The following is a 26,277-nucleotide window of genomic DNA, read 5'->3' on the forward strand; positions in this document are numbered from 1 at the left end:
TGCTAATCCGGGCTCATTTGAGCTCGGATTTTTTACTGTATTTTGCGTTCCTCATTCCAATTGCGATCCTTCCTGTTCAAACTATCGCTATAAAATTCGATGAGTCATTTATAAACCAAAAAGAAATGTATAATTTGACAAAAAATAGCACCAATGAACCTTCAAATCTTGAAACCCAGAAAGGCCCTTAACAAAGCCTTTCTTAAAGTCAAACCCATGCGGATTGAAATAGAACGTTTCAAGTACCAATTAATCTACCTATTAGATCGATCGAATGTAACTCGCGGATGCCGACACGGCCGAATTGGAAAAACAAATCGACCAACTGGTTTATGAACTCTATGAGCTGACCGCCGAAGAGAAACAGTGGATAGAAAGTCAGCTTTTGGTAATTTAAAATAACTTACAGTTAAAATGTTTCACCTTTTTGGTTCAAGGCTGTCAGTTTTAGCTGGTTGGGGGTACTTCGGAACCGGGTGAAACGGCTTCCTGTGGTAGGTACACGTGAAAGACAGAACCCGTACCCCACTCGCTTTCAGCTTCCATTTCGCCACCTGCTTCTTCTACCATTTTTTTCACCAAATAGAGTCCGATGCCAAGACTTTCACCCGGATAGGATTCGTCATGAAGCGTCCCGAATTTGGTAAAAAGTTGATCCATCTTCTGAGGTTTTATGCCGGTTCCATTGTCCATGACGGACAATACGACATAATTTCCTTTTCTATAGGTACTGACATGGATGGTAGCGATCCGATCCGGGGATTTGTATTTAATGGAATTAGAAATGAGGTTAAATAAAATACTCCTTAAATTCTTTTTCGGGAATTTTAGATGGCTTACCTGTAGGGAATGAGACAAAACAGCCCCGGAATTAATAAATTGCCCATTGATACTTTCAAGCACTTCATTTAATACATTTTTGATCGTTACCTGGCCCTTTACATCCTTTTCGACTTCTTTTCCCTTTAGTTTTAAAATTTCATTCATTGACGCTTTAAAATTATTTATCGACTTTAACACCGGTTTGGAGAGGGTCACCATTTCTTTCGGATCCTGGGTATCCATCATCAAATTGATCAAAGAAATAATATTGTTTAATGGCCAATTTAAATCATGGGATATATGGTAAATGACGGATTTATATTCTTTATTTGTATATTGCAAGTCACGTATTTCAGCCATTAGACGCTGATTCTCTAAGGAAACCTTTTCAAAATCAGCTTCGCTTAATTCAACCTTATCAGACTTATTAGGAACCATCCCGTTTGTCTTATTTCCAGCCGATTTATAAAATTCACTATTCATTATTATCTAATTTTTAGCTGTCGTTATTTAAATTTTAGCTACAAGGTATAACAATCAAATAGAAATAAATTACATAACTTTTGGTGATTTTTGTAAAAATTAACTATCTCATCCACCATGTACCTATCTGGATTTTTTATTCGTCAGAAATGTCTTCCATTACTCCTTCGAAAAGGGAAAACCTGTGATTTATATAATTTTATTCTATTATTCTGTAAATTATTCAGAAAGGGTTCATGCAATCTTTGTTTGTACGGACAGGTATACCAAAAGACGGAATCAATCGGAATCACCTTCCAGAGGAGCAATTACAGATAATGGAATTAGTGAATTCGAATAAATATTAGTAACTTAAAAATGTGACAAATCTTCCTAAAATTCATATAAAATTCATGGTCAGCCTTCGCTGTAAGCTGATGGTTCGGCAGGAGTTAGAAAAACTAGGCATTCCGTACACCAGCATCGAACTGGGAGAGGTAGAGCTTTATAAACGGCTTACGCAGGAGCAGCATGACAAATTGCAAAAAAATCTACGGAAATCAGGCCTGGAATTGCTAGATGATAAACGAAGCATCCTGATCAATAAGATAAAAAGTGTGATTGTGGAATTGGTCCATTATACGGATGAAGTCCCCAAAATCAACTATTCCGACTATATCAGCGAGAAATTGGGCTATGATTACATCTACCTGTCCAATGTATACTCCGAAATTACCGGTATCACCATACAGCAATACATCATCATTCACAAAATAGAACGAGTGAAAGAGCTCCTGCTGTACGATGAGCTCAATCTTTCTCAAATTGCCCATCTTTTAAATTACAGCAGCTCAGCACATCTTTCCAACCAATTCAAAAAAATTACAGGACTTACCCCCTCCTATTTTAAAGCCCTGAAAAAGAGAAGGGAAACAAACCTTGAAAACTTATAAACTAATTTTTACAATGTATAATACTTTTCAGTAATAATAATTCAATATTTATAATAAATTATAAACTATTGGATAATGATGCATTCTAATAACGGTGATACTGATAACGATGACAAAGAATTAGAAAAATCAAAATCACATGTGATTTCGAAGATCATCGAATATTTACCTCGCTCTGTAAAAAGCAAAACCATATTAAAAAAGATTACCGGAAATATAACGGTTTCCTGCCTGGATGCCGGGCAAGAGATGGAAGAAAAATCGCTCCCATTTGATATCTATGTTCAGATAATAGACGGGGCTGCCGAAATCCTGATCGATAAGGAGGTCTATCAAATGGTCCTGGGCGAAGGGATCATTATTCCAGCCCATTCTACCCATCATTTCAATGCCAATGAGCAATTCAAAATGATTTCGACAGTCATCAAATCAGGTTACGAGGACTGAGGGTTAATAGTAGCTGGAATGAGCCCGAATCGTCTCCTACACCCGGACCGAAGCAGGTGGGATTATTTTTTCTCATTAGCCAACAGTAGCAAATTTTCAGATAATATGCTTAGTTTTAACGTCCAATGCTTATTATCAGCCTTGGACTTTATCGATTATCAGACATTATTAATGGAAGGCGAAGCGAAAATTATAGGCAGCAAAAACAAAATCGAAAAAGGCCTGATGCTGAAGGTTTCTAAAATGAAACCGGTAATCAAACCTACCAAACCCCATCGACACGAAGGATACCACGAGCTGATCTACCTTTCTAAAGGAGCCGGTCAGCATACGGTGGGAGACCTGGCTTATGAGGTGCATCCTCCTATGGGATTTTACCTGAACCTGGGTCAGGTACATTGCTGGGATTTTTCAAAAATCCCGGAGGGATACGTGATCCTATTTAAAGAAGAAGCCCTGAGCAGCTACCCCAGGGCATTGGCCCATCTGTATAACTTGCAGGAAACCTTTACGCTTCCGGAGGGAGATCCTTCCCTGCTTCAATTAGCCGAAGTATTTTACCTCGACTTTAAAAACAATGCCTCGCTGGACCTTTTATCCGCTCATTTAAATACGCTGATCTACAAAACGATTCAGCTTCCCCTACAGCAGGCAGCCATTCACCCGAATGTGTTGGATGAATTTGCCCGGTTTAAAAAACTGGTGCAGGAAAACTACCTGCACATGAAAACAGCAGAGACCTATGCCAAGGCCATGCATATAAGTATTCGCAAGCTAAATCAGCTTTGTCAAACAGCTACCGGGGGAACCGCCATCGAAGTGATCCGTGAGCGGATGCTTATCGAATCCAAAAACCTGCTCAGCCATACCGGATACCCGGTAGCGGAGATTGCCTATCAATTGAATTTTTCGGATGCCTCTAATTTCATCAAATTTTTTAAATCTCAGACTACCCTGACGCCCACTGAATACCGAGCAAAACTGTAAAATCTACCATTATTGTCAATAATCTACCGTAAGAATGCAGGTATTGAGAACTTACTTTGTGAGATGAATTCCTTATTGAGAAACGTATTACTCACCTGCTTTTTACAACTGGCCCTTTTTTTTCCCATTTTTGCGCAAATTACGATACAGGGAACGCTCATGGATGCCAATGAAGACAGTCCCATCGAATACGGCAGCGTCGGTTTGTACGAGCGGTCAGATTCCAGCCTGGTGGCAGGAACCGTCACAGCGCCGGATGGGAGATTTGAACTAACCGACGCCAAACCCGGCACCTATTACCTACTCATCCAATTTATGGGATATGACCCCTATGTGATGGAGGAACTGGCACTTAGCCGGGGGCAGTCGCTGGATCTGGGAACCATCACCTTATCCCCAAACGAGCAATTGCTGGAGATGGTCGAGGTCTCAGGAACTCGTTTTACCACCATGCACCAATTAGACCGGCAGGTGTTCGAGTCATCGGAATTCAGGTCGGGACAGGGCGGCACGGCCATCGATCTGATTCGAAACCTTCCTTCGGTAAGCATCGATGCAGCAGGGGAATTGTCCGTCAGGGGGTCCACCGGATTTGTGATCATGCTCAATGGAAAACCCCTGCAATCGGATCCTTCGTCAATCCTGGGCCAATTGCCGGCCAATGCCATCAAAAATATTGAAGTGGTGACGGCACCCTCTGCCAAATACGATCCGGAAGGAAAGGCTGGCATTATCAATATCACCACGGAAAAAGGCGCCACCGACGGAACGTTTATCCAACTTAATACCCGAATAGGAGCCCCCAGCATACAGGATTACGATAATAAGGAAAAACCGCACCGGTATGGCGCTGATTTTACGCTAAACCACCGAAAAGGGGATTGGGACCTTTCCCTGGGAGCCAGTTATTTGAGAAATGATGTCAATGGGCAGCGAATTGGAGATGTATATACCGTCAGCGGAGACACGACCACGCGCTTTCCTTCAGAGGGTGAGCGGGGTTTCGATGAAGAAGCGTATTCAGGTCGCTTTACAGTAGCCTACACACCGGATGCCAACAACGAATTCAGTCTGGGTTTTTACGGAGGGATCCGGAGCAAAGACCGGACGGCAGATATTGTGTATTTTGACAACCATGCCAGCATTAATGGGGAGCGTCTATACACCATGCAGTATTACAACGAAAACCTGCGAATTCGGCGTAGTGATTTCGCGCTGGGAAGCTTCGATTATTCCCATACCTTTGAAAATGAGTCCCGTATTTCCAGTTCTTTTCTTTACGAATACACCATGCTGGGAGGTCCCACCACCAACCGCAACCTGGGTTTTCCAAATACCGATCTGATCTATCAGGACGAATACAATACCAACGACAATCCTTTGCACGGAATTCGCTGGCAGGTAGACTACGAATCCAAACCAACTCCCTGGGGAATCATAGAAACAGGCTATCAGTTTCGAAACCTGGATCATCAGGGAGATTTTGTTTACGAGCGAAGGAACAATGAAACGGGCGAATTTGAATTGGTTCCTGAATTTTCCTCCAATGTGGAATTGACCCGGGTCATTCATTCCGGATACGGACAACTAACCGGACAAAAAAACAAATGGGACTATTCCATCGGTTTACGGATGGAATACATGGACCGCGAACTGCTGCTTCAGGACAAATCCAACACCGTAGACAGCCTTTATACCTACGACTTCTTCTTACTTTATCCTTCTGCCAGCGTACAATATAAGTTGGGAGAGGATACCCGGCTGAAGGGGGCTTACAGCCGAAGGGTGGAACGAACCACCACCTTCAAAATGAATCCGTTTCCTGAACGGGAGCATTCCGAAACCCTGGAACAGGGAGATCCCACCTTGCTACCTGAATTTATCGACCTGGTAGAAACCGGATTGGTACGGGACTTTGGGGAAAACAGCGTCTATGCTACAGCCTATTACCGCCATGTAAAAAACCTGGTCAACCGGGTAAATACCGTTTATAACGATACCATCTTGAACCGAATCTATTCCAATGTAGGAACAGGGAGGTCCATAGGAATGGAAGTGGGCCTGGAACTAAATCCTAGTAGCAAATGGAAATTGTTTGCAGGGGGAAACCTGTACCGCTACCGGATCAGGGGAAGTTTTGATGACCGGCCGATCAATAACGCCGCCTGGGTCTATTCCATCAATGCCAATACCAGTTATGACTTCTCCCCTACTTTTAGTGCTCAATGGTCGATAAACTACCTCTCGGACCGTATTACTGCCCAGGGAGAGGATTCCCGGTTTTTATCCCCCAACCTGGTACTTACAAAGACGTTTATGAACGATCGGCTCAATGCCAGCCTGCAATGGCTCAACATGGACATGGGCCTGCTGCCTACCAATGAGCAACGCATCAGCACCTGGAGGGAGAACGAATTTTACACTACCACGAATTACGTGCTGGAGGTGGATATGGTGCTATTGAACCTTAGTTACACCCTTAATCCTTCCCGTGATAAATCCCGTTTTATCAAAAGCGAATTTGGCGAAAAGGAATTTTAATTACCGAACGTCTCCTTTTAGTAGCTGCCCCAATACCATAAGTTGTTGCTCCAGCTTTTCGGACCAGGGCAAGCCATAATTGAGGCGCAGGCAATGGTGAAATTGGTTCTGAAGCGTAAACATCCTTCCCGGCGCGAAACTAATTCCCTGAGATAATACCGGGTCAAATAGTTTTCCGGTATCTACCTTTTTCGCCAGCTCCACCCACAATACAAATCCCCCCTGAGGCCGGCTTACCCTGGTTTCGGCCGGAAAATGATCCGCAATGGTTCGGATAAAATGAAGGGAATTGGCATGCAGGGTCTTTCGCAGCAATCGCAAATGCCGCTCGTACCGATCGTTTTCCAAAAACAGGCCAATGGCTTCCTGTGTCAGTGCCGTGCCTGATACGGAATGGAAGAGTTTTAGCTTTAAGATGTCTCTCATGTATTTGCCAGGAGCCATCCAGCCCACCCGATAACCTGGGGCCAGGGTTTTGGACACGGAGCCACACCACAATACCATCCCTTCCTGATCGAAGGCTTTGCAGGGCTTGGGTCGGTTAGCTCCAAAATACACGTCACCATACAGGTCATCTTCTATCAATGGAATCCCATGCCGCGCCAGGATCTGTACAATCTCCCGCTTGTTTTCTTCCGGCATGCAGCTTCCGAGCGGATTATTGAAATTACTGACCAACAGACAAATATCAATTTTCCCGATAACCGCTTTTATGTCTTCGGGACTTACTCCAAACACGGGATGGGTAGGGAGTTCTATGACCCGCAGGCCCATGTTTTTTGCCAGTTGAAGGATGCCGAAATACACCGGGCTTTCGACGGCGATCCGCGTTCCAGGTCGGGTTAATGCCATAAATGCTAAGGAAATCGCATGCATGGCTCCGGACGTGGTGACCAGGTCCTTGGTTCCCAAATTACCCGACCAGGTAAAGGACCATTTGGCTACGTTTTTCCGGAGGCGCAGGTTGCCCTGTATATCATCGTAACCGGTTCCCCCGGAGGACAGCGTTTGCGTTGCTTTCTGCAGGCATTTGTTAAGTCGGGCCACCGGAAAAAAACTTTCGTCGGGTACACTCAGGGATAGCTGGGTGATTTCCTTGTTGACAAAATTACGAAATACCTTTCCAATCAACCCATCGTCTGCCGAATCGGCGGGATGATTTTGAGGCATGCTGGCATCGGGCACAGGAAGGCGTTGATCCGCTTTTTCGCAGACAAAAAATCCTGCCTGTGGCCTGGATACGATGCAGGATCTGCTTTCCAATACCAGGTAAGCCTGAATTACGGTATTCTTGCTCACACCATATTCCTTACTCACCGTGCGAATGGAAGGCATTTTATCCCCCACTTTTAGGCTGCCCTTGTGAATAAGGCCCTCAAAATTAGTCGCCAACTCCTGATACAATGTCATTTACACCTGCTTTAACTGTACCCCTCAAAATTAAATAAATTGTATCTGTAACCAATCATTATTCCTTCGTTTATTTGCTTTCGCAATGGGATTTTCCGTATTGGGGTCATTCGTTTCCGCCTGAAATAGCATCAATGAATTTGGAAGTACTAAAATACCCACTTGGGAGGTTTCAACTCCCAGAACAGCTTACCACAGAAAAGGTGCAGCAGGCCATGCTGGGTATTCAATATTTTCCAGAGGATTTACTAGAAGTTGTAAACAATTTAGGCGATGAAATGCTTGAAAGAAAATACCGACCTGCTGGATGGACCATTCGGCAAGTGGTGCATCACCTGGCCGATAGCCATATGAACGCCTACATGCGCTTCAAATTGGCTTTGACGGAAGAAAATCCGGTCATTAAGCCCTACAAAGAAAACCTTTGGGCAGATCTTGCCGATAGTAAACTTGGAATGCAAGGATCCGTTAACATACTGACAGGCATCCATGAACGATGGACTTACCTTATGGTGAATATGACTGAAGCACAATGGAACAGAAGTTTCTATCATCCAGAGCAGGACAAATCCATACCCCTAAAAGCCAGTGTATGCCTGTACGACTGGCATGGCAGGCATCATTTGGCCCATATACATCAGGCAAAACGAATAGAAAAATAACAATTTAGTAAGATATATCATGAACGAAACTGAAACCCGAAAACCCGACTTTGATTTTGAAAACTTCACTTTTGGGGTTCAATCTACCGACCGCATGCTCCTGGCCGCTTACCAGCAGGGGGAATGGTCGGAACACCGCATCGCGCCGGTGCAGTCCATCTCCCTGTCCCCTCTGGCCATGTGTTTTCACTACGGTCAGACGGTATTTGAAGGACTCAAGGCCTTTCGGATGACGGATGGTAAAATAAATATTTTCCGGATGGAGAGCCACTGGAAACGAATGAACCGTTCCCTGGAAAGAATGGCCATGCCTCCGCTACCCCGTCATCTTTTTATGGATGGAATTTTAGAACTGCTAAAGATGGAATCGGATTGGGTCATCGATGATCCGGACTATTCCCTATACATCCGTCCTTTCGTCATCGCTACGGAAAAGAAATTGGGGGTGGATGCTTCTCAGGAATACCTGTTTATGGTTGTTCTTTCGCCCATGCGAGCCTACTATAACAAGCCGCTTAAGGTAAAGGTAGAGACCAACTACATTCGTTCTGCCAGAGGAGGTGCCGGTGCGGCAAAAAATGGGGGAAACTACGGTGCCTCTCTACTGCCCCAAATCAATGCCAAGAAAGAAGGTTTTGACCAGATTATCTGGCTGGATGCGAAGGAGAAGAAGTATATTGAGGAGTCCGGGACCATGAACATACTTTTTATACTTGATGGCAAGACACTGGTTACCCCCGCCCTTAGTGATAGCATATTGGATGGGATTACACGGGATTCGCTATTGAAATTGGCCAGTGAAGAAGGATTTACCGTGGAAGAAAGAGCGGTGGCGATAGAAGAAATTACGGAGAGAATTGAAAAAGGCGAGCGGGTCGAAGCTTTTGGTGCCGGTACAGCGGCGGTCATTTCACCTATTGCAACCATAAGCTACCAAGGAAAATCGTATGCGACTTACCTGGAGGCGGATGCCGGAATGTACCGGCTAAAAGATAAACTGGCAGCGGTCCGAAAAGGAAAGAAGCCGGATGCTTACGGCTGGAATCAACTGTTGGATGCCTGAACTTAAATCTGGGATTAAACTTGAATCATTGAATCCAAACGCATTTAACCGATGGTCAAATAAGCTAACCGCTGGTTAAATCAACTACCAATCCTTGCTCCGATGCTGTTTCTTCTCAGCTTGAATTTTTTTGGCTTTTAGTCTCTTTTCTTTGGCTGCTTTCCCGGGTTTGGTAGCAATCCTGGGTTTCTTTTTATGAAATGCTTTTTTTAATAAGCCATAGAATTTTTTGATGGCTTTTTTCTTATTTTGAATTTGAGAACGGGAGTCTTGGGAGGTAACGACAACATTACCCTCCTTATCCAACTTATTCGTCAATTTTCGAAGTAAAATCGCCTTTTCATGATCCTGCAGCAAATTGGATTGGGGTATATTGAACAGCAGTATTATTTTGGTATTCACCTTGTTTACATGCTGCCCTCCAGGTCCACTGCTTTTACTGGCCTGAAAGGAAATCTCCGGGTTAAAATATTCTTGTTCTATTTTCTGTAAAATGGACATAACTGATTTACCTGGAATTGGAAGGGCTTATTTCGCTTTCCATTCTGTGTGAAAATGCTCCCCTGAATCTGCATCTATGCGCTGGTAGGTATGTGCGCCAAAATAGTCCCGCTGGGCCTGAATCAGATTGGCGGAAGAATCGGCCGTAATAGCTCCCAGAAAATAATTAATGGCACTGGACAATAGTGGGACCGAAAAACCATGTTGAAGTGCCTGTCCCACCACATAGGAAAGGTCGTTTTGGTAACCTTTCAAGGCAGTCACGGCTTCATAATTAAGCAATATGCGATTGTTTTCCTGGAACAGATCCACCAGTTCTTCCATCAGCCTGGAGCGAATGATGCAGCCATTGGTCCAGACCCGGGCAATTTCGGAAAAATTCAGGTTCCAGTTGTTTTTTTCCGATACCTCCAACATGAGGGAGAAGCCCGCATCGTGGTTGATTATTCTGGTGGCCTGATAGGCGGCCTGTAGTTTATCCAGAAACGCTTCTTTTCCTTCGATGCCTGAAATTTTTTCAGGCGTATACAATCCGGCGGCAATCATCCGAAACGGCTTCCTGGCGGAAAGGTTCCTGGCCATAACGGCTTCGGTCAACACACCATAAGGAACCCCGTACTCCAGCGCCGTGGCCACAGACCATCCGCCGGTTCCTTTCTGGGCGGCCTGATCCAGAATTTTATCCAGAAGGGGTTCCCCAGCTTCCTTTTTTCGCAAGATATCAATGGTTATTTCCAGCAGGTAGTTGGACATATCGCTGTCCATCCAGGATTCAAAATTGGCGGCTATTTCCTCCATGGGCAATGCCAGGTAATGTCGCATTAGGTAATAAACCTCTGCTATTGCCTGCATCTCCCCGTATTCAATGCTATTATGCACCATCTTTACAAAATGGCCGGCGCCCTCGGGGCCTACGTAGGTAATGCAGGCCTTGCCTTTAAAATCCTTAGCGGCTATTTTTTCTAAAAAAGGAGCCACCTGCAAAAAGCCCTGTTGATCTCCTCCGGGCATTAAAGAAGGTCCAAACCGGGCGCCTTCCTCCCCACCGGAAACGCCCATTCCCACAAACAACAGATCTTTTTCTTTTAAAAACCGACTTCTGGTATTGGTATCTTTGTAGTTTGAATTGCCACCATCCACTAGCAAATCACCCGGATTCATAAAGGGTAATAATTCATCAATTTGGTGATCTATGACCTCTCCGGCCGGAATCATCATCAATACCTTTTTGGGTGATTGAAGGCTTTCCATAAAAGGCTTCAACTGACCAAACGCACGCACCTGACTCAGACCCGGATTGGCTTCCAATACTTTTTGCGCTACTTTTTCCTCTTTGCCCGGTAGGTGCCGATTATAAATCGACAGACTGGTTTGATGATCAGCCAGGTTGAGGGCCAGGTTTTTTCCCATGACTCCCATTCCTATGATGCCTATTTCGGATTTACTTTCCATTGTGCTCAATTTTTTCGTTATTTCTTCCACCACATTTTCCGGTTTCATTTTTACCGATACTTTCCAGCCATAATCGGGGATTTCCAGGGTATCCATCTGCGAATCCAGGAGGGCGGGATTCATAAAATGCCCTATCCTACTGGCCAACCGGGATTTGATCAGGCTTTTGCTGCCCTGCAGTAATACCCAATGAATCTGCGGTACTACCTTTAATATCTTGCGGTATTTTTCATTCAGTGCCGAACAAGCTAAAACAGCACCTCCCTGCTTTTCCCAGGAGATCATATTGCCGGCAATATTCTTCAGCCAGGGAATACGATCCTCATCGGTCAGGGGAATTCCAGCATTCATTTTCTGCTTGTTGGCAACCGGATGGAAATGATCCCCATCGTAAAAAGGGACATTAAGTTGAGCAGAAAGTAAGGCTCCGATGGTGGTTTTCCCACAGCCAGTGACACCGTAAAGAACTATAATCATACACGAAATTAGCAAAATTCACCCGGATCAAATCAATTTTATGACTAATTTTGCCTTCTGAACCATAGGTTCCGGTTTTGTTGTTATAGTTGAAATTTTAACCCCGGAAAAGGTAAAAGATGCATCAAGTTAAAAAAAGAGTGGTCGTAGGACTTTCCGGAGGCGTGGATAGTTCAGTCGCGGCCAGCTTGTTAATAGATCAGGGATACGAAGTCATTGGTTTGTTTATGAAAAACTGGCACGATGAATCCGTGACCTTATCCAACGAATGCCCCTGGGAAGAAGACAGTACGGATGCCATGCTGGTAGCTCAAAAGCTCGGCATTCCTTTTCAGGCGATTGACCTGAGCGAGGATTATAAGGAACGGATAGTCGATTACATGTTTGCAGAATACCAGGCTGGCAGAACACCCAATCCGGATATTCTCTGCAACCGGGAAATAAAATTTGATATTTTTCTAAAAACAGCTTTGAAACTGAAGGCAGACTTTGTGGCCACCGGTCATTATTGTCAAAAAGCAGAGGAAGAAATTAATGGCGAAAAGGTTTACCGCTTGTTGGCAGGGGCAGACCCTAATAAGGATCAAAGTTACTTCTTATGCCAACTAAATCAGGAGCAACTATCCAAGGCCCTTTTTCCGATTGGTCACCTTCAAAAATCGGAGGTCCGAAAAATTGCTGCCTCGCTGGACCTGGTAACGGCTGAAAAGAAAGATAGCCAGGGCTTGTGTTTTATCGGCAAAGTAAGGCTGCCCGACTTTTTGCAGCAACAATTAAAACCAAAAAAGGGAAAAGTGATCGCTGTGCCTGAGTCCTCCTCCCTGTACCAAGCCAAACAAGTTCCAGCCGGGATGGATCCGGCCGACTATGATCAGCAGCTCCTGGAAGAGATTTGCCATCCCCCTAGTTATAAGGAAAGCGATGGAGAAATGGTAGGTGAACATAATGGGGCTCACTATTTCACCATAGGGCAGCGAAAGGGGCTGAACATCGGAGGAACCGGAAAACCTTTATTTGTCATAGGCACCGACACAAGGAATAATATTATCTATACCGGTATGGGAGAAGAACACCCCGGTTTACTGCGGTATGGTTTGTTTGTACCCACAGACGATATCCACTGGATCCGTCCCGACAAGGCCTTACAGGTGGGTGAATCGGCTGAATACCTCGCCAGGATTCGTTACCGGCAACCCTTATCCAAAGCCATCCTTCAGCGGAAAGAAAACGGCTTGTATGTCCTTTTTGAAAATGCCCAACGTGGGATTGCATCGGGGCAATTTGTGGCCTGGTACGAAGAAAATGAGGCCATTGGGTCCGGAGTCATTGCCTGATATGAGGCAATTACCCCTTCTTTATGAAGATAACGATTACCTGGCGGTAAACAAGCCTGTAGGCGTATTGGTACACAAAACCCCTCTGGAACGAAGCCCGGATGCCTTGTTTGCCGTTGATCTACTACACAAGCAGGTAGGGTATAAGGTGTATCCCTTGCATCGAATAGACCGGCCTACCTCTGGTGTACTGCTGTTTGCTAAAAATGCAGCAGCCGCTTCCCGCTTACAACCCGAATTTGCTGGTACTTCTATTAATAAAGAATACCTGGCGATCGTTCGGGGTTACATGCCGCAGCCCCATGCGCTGATTGACCAGCCCCTGGCAAAAGATTTGGAATTTGAACTTCAGGAAGCGCTGACAGAATATTGGACCCTGGCCCAAACCGAAATCCCTTACCCTTCCTCCAACAGGTATGCCAGCAGCCGGTATTCTCTGGTGAAAATCTATCCGCATACCGGAAGAATGCACCAAATCAGAAGGCATTTTGCCCATATACGCCATTACATCATTGGAGACAAGACCCACGGGGATAATAAGCAAAACAAGTTTTTCGACCGTCATTTCCAGATGCGCTTTATGCTGCTCCATGCCTGGAAACTGGCCTTTAACCATCCAGAATCCAACGAGAAGATTACTATTCAGGCTCCCGCACCGACTCATTTTCAGGAAATGAGCCAAAAATTGGGTTGGGAGCCAAGGGAATTTTTTCCCTGATTGCCCAAAAATAATTACCTATATTTAAAATAAAAAGGACGACATGAACATCAAACTAGTATCCATTGGCTTCGCTTGTTTAATGATGTTTTCTTTTTTCCAGGCCACCGCCCAAAAAGAAAACATAGATGCAATTCTAGAGGAAGCCGAAGCCTTCTCCCACTTTAAATTTCTGGCTGCCGACGAATTGATGGGCAGGGATCCCGCCCGGCCTGAAATAGATATTGCAGCCCTTTATATTGCCAACCAATTTGAAAAATACGGTGCCCGGCCTATGGAGGGCTTAAACGGGTATTATCAGCAGATTCCTTTCATGTACTCCAGCCCTCCGGAAATTGGTGAAATCCATTGGAATCAGGACACCTTAAACCATGGAGATGAGCTTTTGGTGCTGGGAGGCCAGGACATTTCCGGTGAATTTGAACTGGTGGTGGCCGGCTATGGGCTGGAAGAGGATTATGAAGACAAGGACGTGGCCGGAAAATGGGTAGTAGTCCGGGTGGGTGCTCCTGACAGACTATCTCCCTCCGAACTCTTTGCCGCAGGCCGGGAAAAAACAGCACTTGCCCAAGAAAAAGGGGCACTGGGATTGATCGAAATGTACAATGTGCCCACCACTCCCTGGAGTCTTTTGGTGAATTACCTTAATAAACCGCAAATGGGTCTGGACACCAACCCGGATGCGGATAAAGCTTTTCCCTATTTGTGGATGAAGGATTTGACCGGCGAAATAATCAATGCCATGAATGCAGGGGCCAATACCATGAAAATTCAGGTTGCCGGTAAAATCAACAAAAAGATTACCGGAAAAAATGTGGTGGCCGTTATCCCGGGAACAGATGAAAACCTAAAGGAGGAGTATATCATGTTATCTGCCCATTACGACCATTTGGGCATAGGAGCCGTCAATGCAGAAGGAGATTCCATCTACAATGGTGCCAGAGACAATGCCGTCGGTACCGCCGCACTGATTCAGGCTGCTCATTATTTTGGCGAAAACCCTCCCAAACGGTCGGTCCTTTTGTGTGCATGGACGGCAGAAGAAAAAGGGTTGCTGGGATCGGGGTATTTTGCCGATAATCCACCATTGGACTTGTCAACTATCATTTTTAACCTCAATATTGACAACGCCGGCTACAATGATACCAGCCTGGTAACGGTAATCGGACTGGGCAGAACCTCTGCCGATCATCACATCCGGGACGCGGCCGAGGCATTTGGATTGGAAGCCATCGCAGACCCCGCTCCGGAACAGGGCTTGTATGACCGCTCCGACAATGTGAATTTTGCAAAAAAAGGGATCCCCTCTCCTACTTTCAGCCTGGGTTTTACCGCTTTCGACCAGGATGTGGCGGCCCATTACCATCAGGTGACCGATGAAGTAGCTAATTTTGACCTGGACTATGCCCTCAAGTATTGGAAATCCTATATTCTATCGGCGGAAAACATTGCCAATGATCCCAATCAACCGCTTTGGAATGCGGGGGATAAATACGAACCGGTTTCCAAAACCTTATATGGGGATTGAGTATTGATTTGACCAAATAAAAGCGTCTTTCCCCGGCTGATTTTTGATTGCGGATCCGGTGAATTCGTGCTGGGTGTAAAGCATGGCCTACCGATGACGGTTCCGGTCGTCATCGCGAGCACAGCGAAGCGATCTGACACGGAGCGATTACGCCAGGAAATTGAAGAATGACAATGGAATACACCGGACGTAAACGTATCCATTCAGACTGCCACGGGTGCAGGGGATGGTTTCGATACGTTTTGTTATTCAAAAACCCACCCTACCGATGACGTATTTTATAGGTATTTGGTTTTCAATATGATATAATCACTTCAAAATTACACCGTCATCCCGATTTCAGCGTTTTTTAAAATGTTAATTCTCGCAGTGACGGTTCCGGTCGTCATCGCGAGCACAGCGAAGCGATCTGACACGGAGCGATTACGCCAGGAAATTGAAGAATGACCATGGAATACGCCGGACATATACGTATCCGTTCAGACTGCCACGGGTGCAGGGGATGGTTTCGATAGCTTTTGTTATTAAAATACGCACCCTACCGATGACGTATTTTATAAGTATTTGGTTTTCAATATGATATAATCACTTCAAAATTACACCGTCATCCCGATTTCTGCGTTTTTTAAAATGTTAATTCTCGCAGTGACGGTATCAGTCGTCATTGCGAGCCTTGCGAAGCAATCTGAATCGAAGCGATTACGCCAGGAATTTGAAGAATCACCATGGAATACGCCGGACGTAGACGTATCCGTTCAGACTGCCGCGGGTGCATGGAATGTTCTCGATAGGTTTTATTATTCTAAAACGCACCCTACCGATGACGTATTTTTACCATCATCCCGATTTCTACATTTTTTAAAAAGTTAATTCCCGGAATAACGGTTTTATTATTAAATTCGGTCGAACTCAGGTTAATAATATATGCACCAAATACTAATCCGGTAACCCATGGAGAACCAATCCTATTTTTCACTATATAACCTTATCGCCGGTTGTTTCCTGGTTTTATCCACGGCTGCCTGTAGCCAAACCAAACCAGAAGGTGCCGGGGTTGACTGGGCGACCTATCTGGGTCACCCGACCAGCAATCAGTACTCCAGGCTGGACCAGATAAATAAAGGTAATGTGGCTCAATTGGAATTGGCCTGGACCTATAAAACTGGTGAGGCTGCCAATTATCAAACGAATAACCTTATTGTCGACGGTTGGCTATACACGGCTACCCCACACAGCCGGGTGGTGGCTTTGGATGGGGCGACAGGGAAGGTACACTGGACGTTTGATCCTTCCGGGAATCATGAATCCCTTGCGGATGGAGACCAACGGGGGCTGATGTATTGGCATGATGGTGAAGGTGGGCGCATTCTCACCATGAAAGGAAACCGGCTTTTTGCATTGAATGCCAAAACGGGCGAACTCATTGCCTCTTTTGGCGAAAGAGGATCGATCCACCTGGGTGCCGAAATGGACATCCCGGGCAAACCGAATGTAACGCTCAACACCCCCGGGCAAATTTACAAGGATATGTTTATCATTGGAGCCAATGTAGGGGAAGATGTCCCGGGTGCAATGCGTGCCTTTGACATTCGTACCGGAAAGCGAAGGTGGATTTTTCATACCCTGCCCCGACCAGGTGAATTTGGATCCGATACCTGGCCGGAAAACTATTTGGAAAAGACCGGAGGGGCCTCTGACTGGTCGGGTCTGGCTATTGATATACCGCGCGGCATTGTCTATGTATCCACCGAGACAGCCGGTCCGGATTTTTATGGAGGCGGCCGGTATGGAGAAAATTTATTTGCCAACTCGCTCATTGCCCTCGATGCGAATACGGGGAAGCGACTTTGGCACCAGCAACTCGTGCATCACGATCTGTGGGATATGGACATCCCCCAAGCACCGACTTTGCTGACGGTAACCCACGAGGGAAAAGAGGTTGACATTGTGGCTGTCGGCACGAAAATGGGCCTTTTGTTTGTGTTTGACCGGCTTACCGGAGAACCCCTTTGGCCGATTGAAGAACGTCCACAAGCGGCAACTAAAATTGACGAAATCCAAACCTGGCCCACACAACCCTTTCCAACCAAGCCACCGCCGTTGATGCGGCAGGAATATACGGAGGAGGACTTTTCGACCATTTCTCCCAGAGCGCAGCAAATGAGCAAAGAAGTATTCCGTCAATCGGAAAATTTCGGGGCCTACCCTCCCCCCAGTACGGACCAAACGATCATGTTTCCCGGATACGATGGCGGCATGGAATGGGGTGGTGCTGCGGCAGATCCCGATGGAATTCTGTATGTGAATGTTAATGAGATCCCCTGGTTTTACCAGCTGGTTCCCACCAAAAAGGCCGATGGCAGCCCCTTGCCTGCCGGCGAAAAGCAATACCTGATCCATTGCGCCTCCTGTCACGGAACGGATCGTAAAGGCAACCCAGCCGGCGGCTTTCCTTCCCTTGAAGCCGTCTCCAGCCGATTAACCAGGGAAACGGTTATGCAGGTAATGAAAAAGGGAGGAGGACGTATGCCTGCCTTTGATCAGGTTTCGCAATCCCGCCTGGACGCCATCCTGGCATTCCTGTTTAATGAAGAAAAGGCTATTGGCTCAATAGATAATCGGGACGATAATGCGCCACCTTACGTCTTTCGCGGTTTCCAACGCTGGAACGATGAGGAAGGATATCCCGCCATCAAGCCGCCCTGGGGGACCTTAAATGCGGTCGATCTCAATACCGGGACCATCAAATGGAAAGTCCCGCTGGGAGAATACAAAGCGCTGACTGAACGGGGAATCCCTATTACCGGCACGGAGAATTATGGCGGTCCGGTCGTAACCGCCGGAGGACTCCTGTTTATTGCTGCCACTGCTGATGCCAAAATCCGGGCTTTTGACAAGGACAACGGACAAGTACTCTGGGAATACCAGCTACCTGCTGAGGGACATGCTACGCCCAGTGTATATGCGGTGAATGGCAAGCAATACCTGGCCATCTCTGTAGGAGGCTCGAAACTAAAACCCCACCCGGAGGGGGCTCTGTTTGTATTTAGCCTTCCGGAGTGAGGCAATCTTGATTATATGTCATTCAGGTGGTCGCAACCTACAATCCGATGACTGGGGCAGAGCATTAAGAAATGATGCGCCGCGGCGAATCATTTTAGGGAGGAGCCGGGGTGCAGGATCGCGACAGACCCCTACGTACGGTGGTCCCGATCTTTGCGATAAATTATGTGAGGCACTCCCCGTCAGCCAAATCAGGAGGGGCCATCTACATGATTGGCCCCCATTTTTTTAAATTTGCCGTCATTTCATTCTAATAATAAATCCAGTATCCTTTGAACTGACCCTTAGAGTTGTATTCTATTGTAGGGAAAGGTAATTTGACAAATGCCATTCCTTTGAATAAAGCTTTTAAAAATTGCGAATCTGTTTTTATCCTTGTCCAGTCGATGTCAAGCGAAAGAAGATATTGACGGTATCGTTCGGTTTCAGGAATGGGAACACCGTTGTAACTTGTAATATTATCAAATTCGCCATACATACCATTGGCGCCATATCCAACAGCGATGTTTAACCACGGAGGTGTGGATTGTTTGAAAACTAACTTGTTTAAAGGCATCGAAAACCAATAGGTATGACCGTTGTAATCTTTAAGTAAACGGTTCATTGTTGTTTCGCCATAGTACCCGTTCGAGTTTTTTGAATATTCCGATTCCCAGTAGCTGAATTTATACTTTACCATCTGCTCACGGAACAATAGCTCTTGACCAAAAACCAATGCAGAACCCATAGTATTCGCTGCAATATCACCCCACGAAAAGCCATAGCCTTCATGCAATCCGTCCATTATTTCAATCGGAAATTGCAAAACAAAACCCAAAGTTGAGCCAAAAATAAGGGCCTCTTTTCGGGTGGCACCCAGCTTTAATAACCCGAAATAACCGATATAGCTATATACATAACCACCGAACATGTGCCCAAACTTATCGACCTGCAAATACCCTGCATTATCGTTGTAAAAATGAAACGGAACGCTTTCCTTGCCTTTATACCACGTATTGTTCATAACTATTATGGAAGTTGGATAATAAGCGCCTATAAAAGTCAGCGCTTTATAAAGCGTACTTTTCTCAACCTTGCTTGAGTCCGCTGGAGATTCAACTTCGTGGGCAGAAAGGTTACATGGCAACAAACAAAACAGCAAAAGAGAACTGGCAATTATGTGTTTCATTTTTTCATGCACTTTAACTGAAAGTTTAAACAAAATAATCATTAAAAAACCCGCTAATCTCATAGGGATTATTTTTTACATAATATTTGACATGTATGCATATATTAATCACTTAGAAATGTATCTATTTGTTTTCGAGCATCTTCCAGTTCAGAAATTCCACCATGCCCGCCATTTTTATAAAGGATGAGTTTTGAGCCTTTAATGTGTTGATGCGTAAATTCAGCATGGCTATAACTTACTAAACCATCATTTTTTGAATGAATTATAAGGGTGGGAACATCAATTTTATCAGGAATCACAAAATCTTTAATAATCAAACCATCAGTTACTGTCCCCTCGTGACGTAAGGACATAGGGTGCATTAAATCCAGCATCTCATTGGCAAGCTGTTTTTGTGGGGCAGTAAACTTTTTATAATTATCTGCAGGTATTCCCATCAAACCCAATATTTGAGGCTTGAAGACTTTTGTAAAAATCCAATAGGCAAAATCTGATTTCTGTATAGTTTGTATGATTTTTATAAAAAATGGGGCCTTGTCGTTCGCATTAGGCGGCATACTAACTGCACTCATCAAAATCAGTTTCTCGACCCGTTCCGGGAAATCATATGCAAACTGCATAGCAGAAGGACCTCCGGAAGACACAGCGATTACAATGACTCTTTTAATACCCAAAGAATCCAATAATATGCGATATTGTTCAGCCTGTAATTTTGCCGAATATTCTTTTGGAATGTCTGAATTAAGGTAGCCAAACTTTGAGGGTGCAATTAACTGGTAATCGCCATCAAGACAAATTTGTCCAAGCCACAAACCTTGGTCGAATCCACCGCCCGCACCGTGAATTAACAAGACTGGCTTTCCTTTGCCCCTCATTGCATATTCCATCGTTCCAAATCTTGTTTTAAGAAGCCGCGATTCGCTTTTTATTCTTTCACTGGCTTCTTTCATTTGCTTTTTATAAGAAGGAAAAGCAATCAAAAGTGAAATTAGAATAATTGCTAAAAACCCAATTAGAGAGTAAAACATCTTTTTCTTCTTATTAATCATTTCATAAAAACATGGATATACAATATTTCGATATTAAATGGGGGACAACTCGTATATCTGTTTACCAAAGGCACATAAATCAAGCGAGCGGGTGCTGGATCTGTATACCATGTTTGCATAAAACAAAAAATCACCAACTGTACCAAACCCTCCCCTATTCTTTGCGCTTTCAAATTAATCATTTCGGATTAAGAGGCAAGCGGGAAGTGGATATTTTATTTGAATATCACCTTTGCTCAGTCCCTTCTATTCACGGGTAGTAAGCGGTTCGGCTTATCGGGGTAGTATAGTGCCTTCTGTTGACATATAACTGGCGTAAAAATAGCCAAAACAGGCACTTCCAACGTCCCCAAAGAGTGCTCCAAACCGCAGCTGCAGTCTTTATAAATGGAGGCCCGGACTAAAAACTGACAAGCATTCACCAAAAACTGACAGGCTTGAATAAAAAATATCAAACGTTTCGATTCGGAACTCGGCTTCTGAACCTCAAAACCGAAGATTTTTACTAAAAACAGACAACGTTTTGTTTCCAAAACCAAATGCCTGACATTTTTACCGGAAATTTTCGGTTTTATTATAAAAATAGGGACTTCTGAACCCGAAACCTGCCCCTCAGAACCCGGCCTGTTAGTTTTTTATATGCAACGTTTCGATTTTGAGGTGAATCGTGGAAGTTTTTTGGCAGCTTATTGCTCCTTTTTTATGCAAGGTTTCACCTAAAAGGTGCACCGCTGAATAAAAAAAATGAGCGGTTGAAGGTTGGAAGCGAACCGTTGAATTTCCGGATTGAAGCAGCGGATTTCTGAACCTCGGCATTGATGTTCATAACCGCAGTGAGGGGCTTATGAAGTCGGTCAAGGAATATAAAGGATTCACGTAATTTTCAAAAGGGTCCTAAACGCAGCCGTTGCAGCCTGGAAAGATCCATCTTAAAGCTTCCCTGATAGACGTTAACTCCGCCTCAGGAATCTGGAATGAAATAGGCCTGTTTATCATGCATATCTACGTCTGAATAAAAATTGTAGATTTGGACTGCGTGATGCCATTTTGTGGCTATGGCTTCTTATGCTATGAGGTGCTCTCTTCTTATTCATGTTCGATTATGCCTTCGTTGCTTAGTTCCACGAAGCTACTTTTATTCAAAGCATTCTTAATTATCAAAGCATTATTTCTGAATAAGTCAAATAATTGCCTGTTTTTCAGATTTCCAGTTGTGATTAGGAATAGCTTCTTCGGCCTCCCTAAAGCCATATACGAGTGGTAAAAGTCAACATCTTTGGTTACTACAATAAGGTCTTCAAAATCAGCAAATTTGGATATTTCCATATCTGGTGTTTCATCACCTTTTGGGAGTTTATCTACATGGATAGATTCCAGCCCGAGCTGTTTCAGTATTTCGCAAAGCTTTACTGGAAGTTGGGCATCCAAAATCAGCCTCATCCTGAAATTTTAGTATAACTTGAATACTTTGTTATTTTTCTTGCGTAGGCTAAACAGGCCAAGATATCTTCTTCTTCCAGTTTAGGGTAATCTTCCAGTATTTCGGCATGCGTTGACCCGGCAGACAAAAGATCGAGAATTAAATCCACCGTGTATCGTTTATTCCTAATCGTAGGTTTCCCATGGCAAATTTCTGGATTAACTGTAATTCTGTCTATAAGTTGATTTTCCATAGGCTAAAGGTACGAAATATTCAATTAACTGGTTTCTATCAATGAAGTTCAACATTCCGATAAAGTGCAAAGTGCACTTTATTCGCCTTGCAATCCTAAGCCAATTTAACTATGTTTATACATTTAGTTTGTAATTATTGCCAGAAAATTGAAATTTCCAGACCGTAATACCGTCCCTTCGATCCCGTACAATTTAAAATACTTTGGCCTGTATTGAGTCCCTTACTCCTGGAATAGCTGGCTGGCCAGGGCCTCGGTGACCATTAGTGCCCGATCGAAAAATCGTAGGTAGTGCACTTCTCCATTTAGGGAAGGGCCTACCCGTAAGGTAGGTGAACCTGCGGCAGACTGAAAAAACGGGCTGAATCTGCCCCAGCCAAATTGCCTGTCCTCTCCCCCGTCATTGAAGCGCTTGTCTACTACGAATGCGATGATCTTTGGCCCTCCATCCACAATGATACTAACCTGATGGCGCGTACCGGGCTTCAATAATCCGGGGTCAGCGTTCCAAATAGCCCGTGTCTGGCCATCGTTCATTTGAAATTCCACCGTTTCATTTTCCGAAATGCTTATCCACCAGCCTTTGCCCGAAGCATCTCTGGTATCTGCCAGCACCTGACCAATACTGAGTTCATTCAGCACAAATCCCATTTCAATGGTAAAACCATTCGTAGTGTTTTTGCCCCTGTAATCGGCTGTGTTGGTATCTCTGATCCGAAAAGAAGGCATAGCTGCTGCAGACAGCTCCGCAGGTAGCGCTGAACCTTCTCCCCGCCAATTTATTTTTAGCCCATCATTCACCGGGGAGACGGCGTCGAATTGATTCCAAAGGGTGTTGAGAAAGCGGGTATCAATCTGATGGAGGCGGGCAATGTCCTTCTGGGTTTCGGTCATATAATAGTTGCCATCGGCCTCTATCAGGTCAGGATAACTTATTCTAATCAAGGGGTCATCATCGTAAAGCAGGATTTCGGGTTGACTCCACTGTATGATTTTCCCATCATCCCCATCTACTTCCTTTCCTCCTGCTATCCACACGGGATTTCTGTCATTGTAGCCAATGGATCCCGGATTGGGATGTTCGCTGATAAATCTACCCCCGTGATTGTGAAACCAATACAGAAACTTTCCGTTTTGGCATTTCCAGGCAAAATTGGCTGCCCGGGGATGTTTCATCAAGCGCCCATCTGCATACCTCATGTACTGCGGAGGATCCCAGGTTTTGCCCTGATCCCGGCTGTAACTGTATACCGGGTGCCCGTCCAGCGAACGGTAAACCACAAAGAAGGAACCGTCACTTAGTACGGAATAGCTGTGTTCAGCAGCAATCGGCCCTCCCTTTTCAGGGGTTCTCAGACCAATATCCCCCTCAGGCAGGGTTTGCCAAACAGCCCTATTGGGATCTGATTCTGTAAATAAATTATCACTCTTTAACAATACCCCTTCATTGGAGGTGAAAAACCCGTTCCCAAAGCCGCCAACTTTGGTCAGCGGAACAAAGGCAGTCCCCTTATGGGAAAAGGCTTTTCCAACGTTCCAGAAAAAGCGGATATCCCCCTGATAGGGATTGTTTCGGTCAATTTCGAATTCACGCACGGGAATGGTATACCTCCCTTCCGCCCAGGATCGGCCGTGATCGTCAGAATATTTGAAAACAAAATAGCCCTGACTGTCCACCCTTCTCACGATACCGTCTTTGTAAGGAGGATCATCCCCTTTCACCTCCCTGAGATTGTCGGTATTGTGGTTGTAGAATACAAATACCCGGCCTGAAGGAGCTTTTAAAAGCACGGCATAAGAAGCCTCAGGTCCATCTGCGGGCTCTATTTCTACCCTATCTTCCCAGGTAAGGCCCTGGTCAACACTTCGCTGGCTGATGATATGCTGTCCACTGGCGCCCTCATGCCCGGCTCCGGTAGTCATCACGCATAACCAGGCTCCGTCATCCGTTTTTACGATATAAGGCTGGTCACTATAGCTTTTGTCAGGAATGACCGAGCCATTTTCAATATTTCTCCAATCGGTTGGCTGGGCTAACGCAGAACCTGCATTGCCTGCAAATGTCCCAAATAACAGGGCAACCAAAAAGCTATGTATGGGGCTTAATCTTATGTTCATAGGGTCAAAAACAAACTAACTACTACGCATTAATAGATCACTTACTAGTTAAGTTAAAAAATGGGTAAAGCCGAAATTTATGCCCTGAAAAATAAAAAAAACATACGGATTAAATTTTTGGTAGGACTAACAATGAATAAAATTAAACCTGTAAACTTTTTTCAGGACGGGTCAAATTGAGAAGAAATCCCCCTTAAACCATAAGAGAAAGGGGGAGTCGCTGAAAAGGAGAGTTGGATTGATTATATGATGGTTTTGCTTAATCAGGTAAATACCCTTTTTGCTTTGGAAAGCATTACCGCCAACAACCCTTGCTTTTCTATAATCGAACTCAGGTTAATTTGCAAAAGAAATTCTATGATTTGGTAGCATCACTTCAAAATCAGGCAATGATATCCTTTACAACATTTCCCGCCACATCGGTGAGACGGAATCTTCTGCCCAGGTGTTTGTAGATTAATTTCTCATGGTCTAGTCCCAACTGATGCAAAAGGGTGGCCTGAAAGTCATGTACATGCACGGGATTTTTGGTGATATTGTAACCAAATTCATCTGTTTCTCCATAGACGATTCCCGGCTTGATACCGCCGCCTGCCATCCAGATGCTAAAGCACCTGGGGTGGTGGTCACGCCCGTAGTTGTCTTTGGTCAATTCACCCTGGCTGAAGTTGGTACGCCCAAATTCTCCACCCCAAACCACGAGGGTTTCGTCAAGCAAACCTCTTTGTTTGAGATCCGTAACCAAAGCTGCGGAAGCCTGATCTACATCCATGGCCTGACCCGTTATTTCTTTGGGCAAATTGACATGCTGGTCCCAGCCCTGGTGGTACAATTGGACAAAGCGAACACCTTCTTCAGAAAGTTTTCTTGCCAGCAGACAGTTCGCAGCAAAGGTTCCGGGCTTTTTACAATCTTCCCCGTAAAGATCAATAATGCTTTGAGGTTCTTTGGAAATATCTAACACATCAGGCACCGTGGTTTGCATGCGGTAAGCCATCTCATATTGCTGAATTTTAGTATTGATCTCCGGATCATGAATTTCCTCATAAGACCACTGGTTCAATTGGGCCAGCTTATCCAGCATCTGTCGCCTGTCAAACCGGTTTAAACCTTTGGGATCATTGAGGTATAAAACCGGATCCTCTCCGCTACTGAACTGAACGCCCTGATGAATGGAATCCAAAAAGCCGTTGGACCAGAGCTTGGAATACACCCCCTGGCTATTACCTTCTCCCCTGGAAATCAAGACTGTAAAGGATGGAAGATTTTGATTTTCACTTCCCAGGCCATAGCTTAACCATGATCCCATGCTGGGTCTATTTCCTTGTTGGGCTCCGGTTTGAAAGAAAGTTAATGCCGGATCATGGTTGATTGCTTCTGTATGCATGGATTTGATGATACAGATATCATCGACGATTTTGGCTGTTTTTGGAAAAAGATCACTTACCCAGGCCCTTGATTCGCCATACTGTTTGAAATCCACGAAAGACCCTACCAAAGGTAGGGAAGCCTGATTTGCCGTAAAACCTGTCAGTCTTTGTCCATCCCTGATAGAAGCAGGTAAATCCTGGCCCTGCATTTCCCTAAGCTTAGGTTTGTAGTCAAAAGACTCCAATTGAGAGGGCGCACCATTTTGGAAAAGATAGATGACACGCTTTGCTTTAGGTGCGAAATCCGGTAAACCGGGTACACCTGATTCCAGGTCTTCAGTCGATCGTGACCGATTAAAAAGATCCGGCATTAGCAGTGAACCTAAAGCCACGCTTCCGATTCCAAGGCTCAATTTGGATAAAAACCTTCTCCTGTTTCTGTTCAATCCGTATTCTAATAGTTCTTTTTCCATAAA

20 protein-coding genes are annotated in these 26,277 nt (G+C 44.8%); 10 read left to right on the forward strand and 10 right to left on the reverse strand.

What is annotated here, in order from left to right:
- Nucleotides 1-447 precede the first annotated feature (447 nt).
- Complete coding sequence (locus GJS45_RS01535) at nucleotides 448-1,305, reverse strand: sensor histidine kinase (protein ID WP_162339679.1); 858 nt, start codon at nucleotides 1,303-1,305, stop codon at nucleotides 448-450.
- Nucleotides 1,306-1,697: 392 nt separating this feature from the next.
- Here GJS45_RS01535 and GJS45_RS01540 point away from each other — a divergent pair, with 392 nt between their 5' ends.
- The 4 genes from GJS45_RS01540 (at nucleotide 1,698) to GJS45_RS01555 (ending at nucleotide 6,212) form a co-directional block, all read left to right on the forward strand.
- A complete protein-coding gene (locus tag GJS45_RS01540; RefSeq protein ID WP_162339680.1) occupies nucleotides 1,698-2,237 on the forward strand; it encodes a helix-turn-helix domain-containing protein in 540 nt (179 codons plus the stop codon).
- A gap of 75 nt (nucleotides 2,238-2,312) precedes the next feature.
- Nucleotides 2,313-2,684 (forward strand): cupin domain-containing protein, encoded by a 372-nt coding sequence (locus tag GJS45_RS01545; RefSeq protein ID WP_202928015.1) that lies wholly within the window; start codon nucleotides 2,313-2,315, stop codon nucleotides 2,682-2,684.
- Nucleotides 2,685-2,789: 105 nt separating this feature from the next.
- Complete coding sequence (locus tag GJS45_RS01550; protein ID WP_235954538.1) at nucleotides 2,790-3,671, forward strand: helix-turn-helix domain-containing protein; 882 nt, start codon at nucleotides 2,790-2,792, stop codon at nucleotides 3,669-3,671.
- Nucleotides 3,672-3,683: 12 nt separating this feature from the next.
- Entirely contained in the window at nucleotides 3,684-6,212 is a 2,529-nt protein-coding gene (locus tag GJS45_RS01555) for an outer membrane beta-barrel family protein (RefSeq protein ID WP_235954539.1), read from the forward strand.
- Here the strand turns inward: GJS45_RS01555 and GJS45_RS01560 are convergent, their stop codons facing one another.
- Complete coding sequence (locus tag GJS45_RS01560; RefSeq protein ID WP_162339681.1) at nucleotides 6,213-7,622, reverse strand: aminotransferase-like domain-containing protein; 1,410 nt, start codon at nucleotides 7,620-7,622, stop codon at nucleotides 6,213-6,215.
- Nucleotides 7,623-7,756: 134 nt separating this feature from the next.
- Between GJS45_RS01560 and GJS45_RS01565 the strand changes: the two genes are divergently transcribed.
- Entirely contained in the window at nucleotides 7,757-8,284 is a 528-nt protein-coding gene (locus GJS45_RS01565) for a YfiT family bacillithiol transferase (protein WP_162339682.1), read from the forward strand.
- A gap of 19 nt (nucleotides 8,285-8,303) precedes the next feature.
- Nucleotides 8,304-9,347, forward strand: a complete 1,044-nt coding sequence (locus GJS45_RS01570) for a branched-chain amino acid aminotransferase (protein ID WP_235954540.1) — start codon at nucleotides 8,304-8,306, stop codon at nucleotides 9,345-9,347.
- Nucleotides 9,348-9,431: 84 nt separating this feature from the next.
- Here GJS45_RS01570 and arfB read toward each other — a convergent pair whose 3' ends face one another.
- Nucleotides 9,432-9,848, reverse strand: a complete 417-nt coding sequence (gene arfB / locus GJS45_RS01575; RefSeq protein WP_162339683.1) for an alternative ribosome rescue aminoacyl-tRNA hydrolase ArfB — start codon at nucleotides 9,846-9,848, stop codon at nucleotides 9,432-9,434.
- 27 nt (nucleotides 9,849-9,875) lie between these two features.
- Complete coding sequence (gene gndA, locus GJS45_RS01580) at nucleotides 9,876-11,777, reverse strand: NADP-dependent phosphogluconate dehydrogenase (RefSeq protein ID WP_162339684.1); 1,902 nt, start codon at nucleotides 11,775-11,777, stop codon at nucleotides 9,876-9,878.
- 119 nt (nucleotides 11,778-11,896) lie between these two features.
- Between gndA and mnmA the strand changes: the two genes are divergently transcribed.
- From mnmA to GJS45_RS01600, 4 genes are all read left to right on the forward strand, one after another.
- Nucleotides 11,897-13,111, forward strand: coding sequence for a tRNA 2-thiouridine(34) synthase MnmA (gene mnmA / locus GJS45_RS01585; RefSeq protein WP_162339685.1), 1,215 nt, complete (start codon nucleotides 11,897-11,899; stop codon nucleotides 13,109-13,111).
- Nucleotide 13,112: 1 nt separating this feature from the next.
- Complete coding sequence (locus tag GJS45_RS01590; protein ID WP_162339686.1) at nucleotides 13,113-13,829, forward strand: pseudouridine synthase; 717 nt, start codon at nucleotides 13,113-13,115, stop codon at nucleotides 13,827-13,829.
- Between the two features lie 43 nt (nucleotides 13,830-13,872).
- Nucleotides 13,873-15,357 carry a M28 family peptidase gene (locus GJS45_RS01595; RefSeq protein WP_162339687.1) on the forward strand — a complete coding sequence of 495 codons (1,485 nt, stop codon included), beginning with the start codon at nucleotides 13,873-13,875 and terminating at the stop codon, nucleotides 15,355-15,357.
- Nucleotides 15,358-16,308: 951 nt separating this feature from the next.
- Nucleotides 16,309-18,420, forward strand: a complete 2,112-nt coding sequence (locus tag GJS45_RS01600; RefSeq protein ID WP_162339688.1) for an outer membrane protein assembly factor BamB family protein — start codon at nucleotides 16,309-16,311, stop codon at nucleotides 18,418-18,420.
- A gap of 250 nt (nucleotides 18,421-18,670) precedes the next feature.
- On the opposite strand, the gene GJS45_RS01605 is transcribed toward GJS45_RS01600, so the two are convergent.
- The 6 genes from GJS45_RS01605 to GJS45_RS01630 form a co-directional block, all read right to left on the reverse strand.
- Complete coding sequence (locus GJS45_RS01605; protein ID WP_162339689.1) at nucleotides 18,671-19,651, reverse strand: DUF2279 domain-containing protein; 981 nt, start codon at nucleotides 19,649-19,651, stop codon at nucleotides 18,671-18,673.
- 41 nt (nucleotides 19,652-19,692) lie between these two features.
- Nucleotides 19,693-20,640: an alpha/beta fold hydrolase gene (locus GJS45_RS01610; RefSeq protein WP_202928016.1), complete on the reverse strand. Its 948-nt coding sequence runs from the start codon at nucleotides 20,638-20,640 to the stop codon at nucleotides 19,693-19,695.
- Nucleotides 20,641-21,726: 1,086 nt separating this feature from the next.
- Nucleotides 21,727-22,080, reverse strand: coding sequence for a DUF5615 family PIN-like protein (locus GJS45_RS01615; RefSeq protein WP_162339690.1), 354 nt, complete (start codon nucleotides 22,078-22,080; stop codon nucleotides 21,727-21,729).
- Complete coding sequence (locus tag GJS45_RS01620) at nucleotides 22,077-22,313, reverse strand: DUF433 domain-containing protein (protein WP_162339691.1); 237 nt, start codon at nucleotides 22,311-22,313, stop codon at nucleotides 22,077-22,079. Before GJS45_RS01620 ends, GJS45_RS01615 begins: the two co-directional genes overlap by 4 nt.
- A gap of 222 nt (nucleotides 22,314-22,535) precedes the next feature.
- Entirely contained in the window at nucleotides 22,536-24,431 is a 1,896-nt protein-coding gene (locus GJS45_RS01625) for a sialidase/neuraminidase family protein (RefSeq protein ID WP_162339692.1), read from the reverse strand.
- A 382-nt stretch (nucleotides 24,432-24,813) separates the two neighbouring features.
- Entirely contained in the window at nucleotides 24,814-26,274 is a 1,461-nt protein-coding gene (locus GJS45_RS01630; protein WP_162339693.1) for a DUF1501 domain-containing protein, read from the reverse strand.
- Between the last annotated feature and the right edge of the window lie 3 nt (nucleotides 26,275-26,277).

The sequence above is a fragment of the Cyclobacterium salsum genome, assembly GCF_010119245.1.
In the GTDB taxonomy this organism is placed as follows: domain Bacteria; phylum Bacteroidota; class Bacteroidia; order Cytophagales; family Cyclobacteriaceae; genus Cyclobacterium; species Cyclobacterium salsum.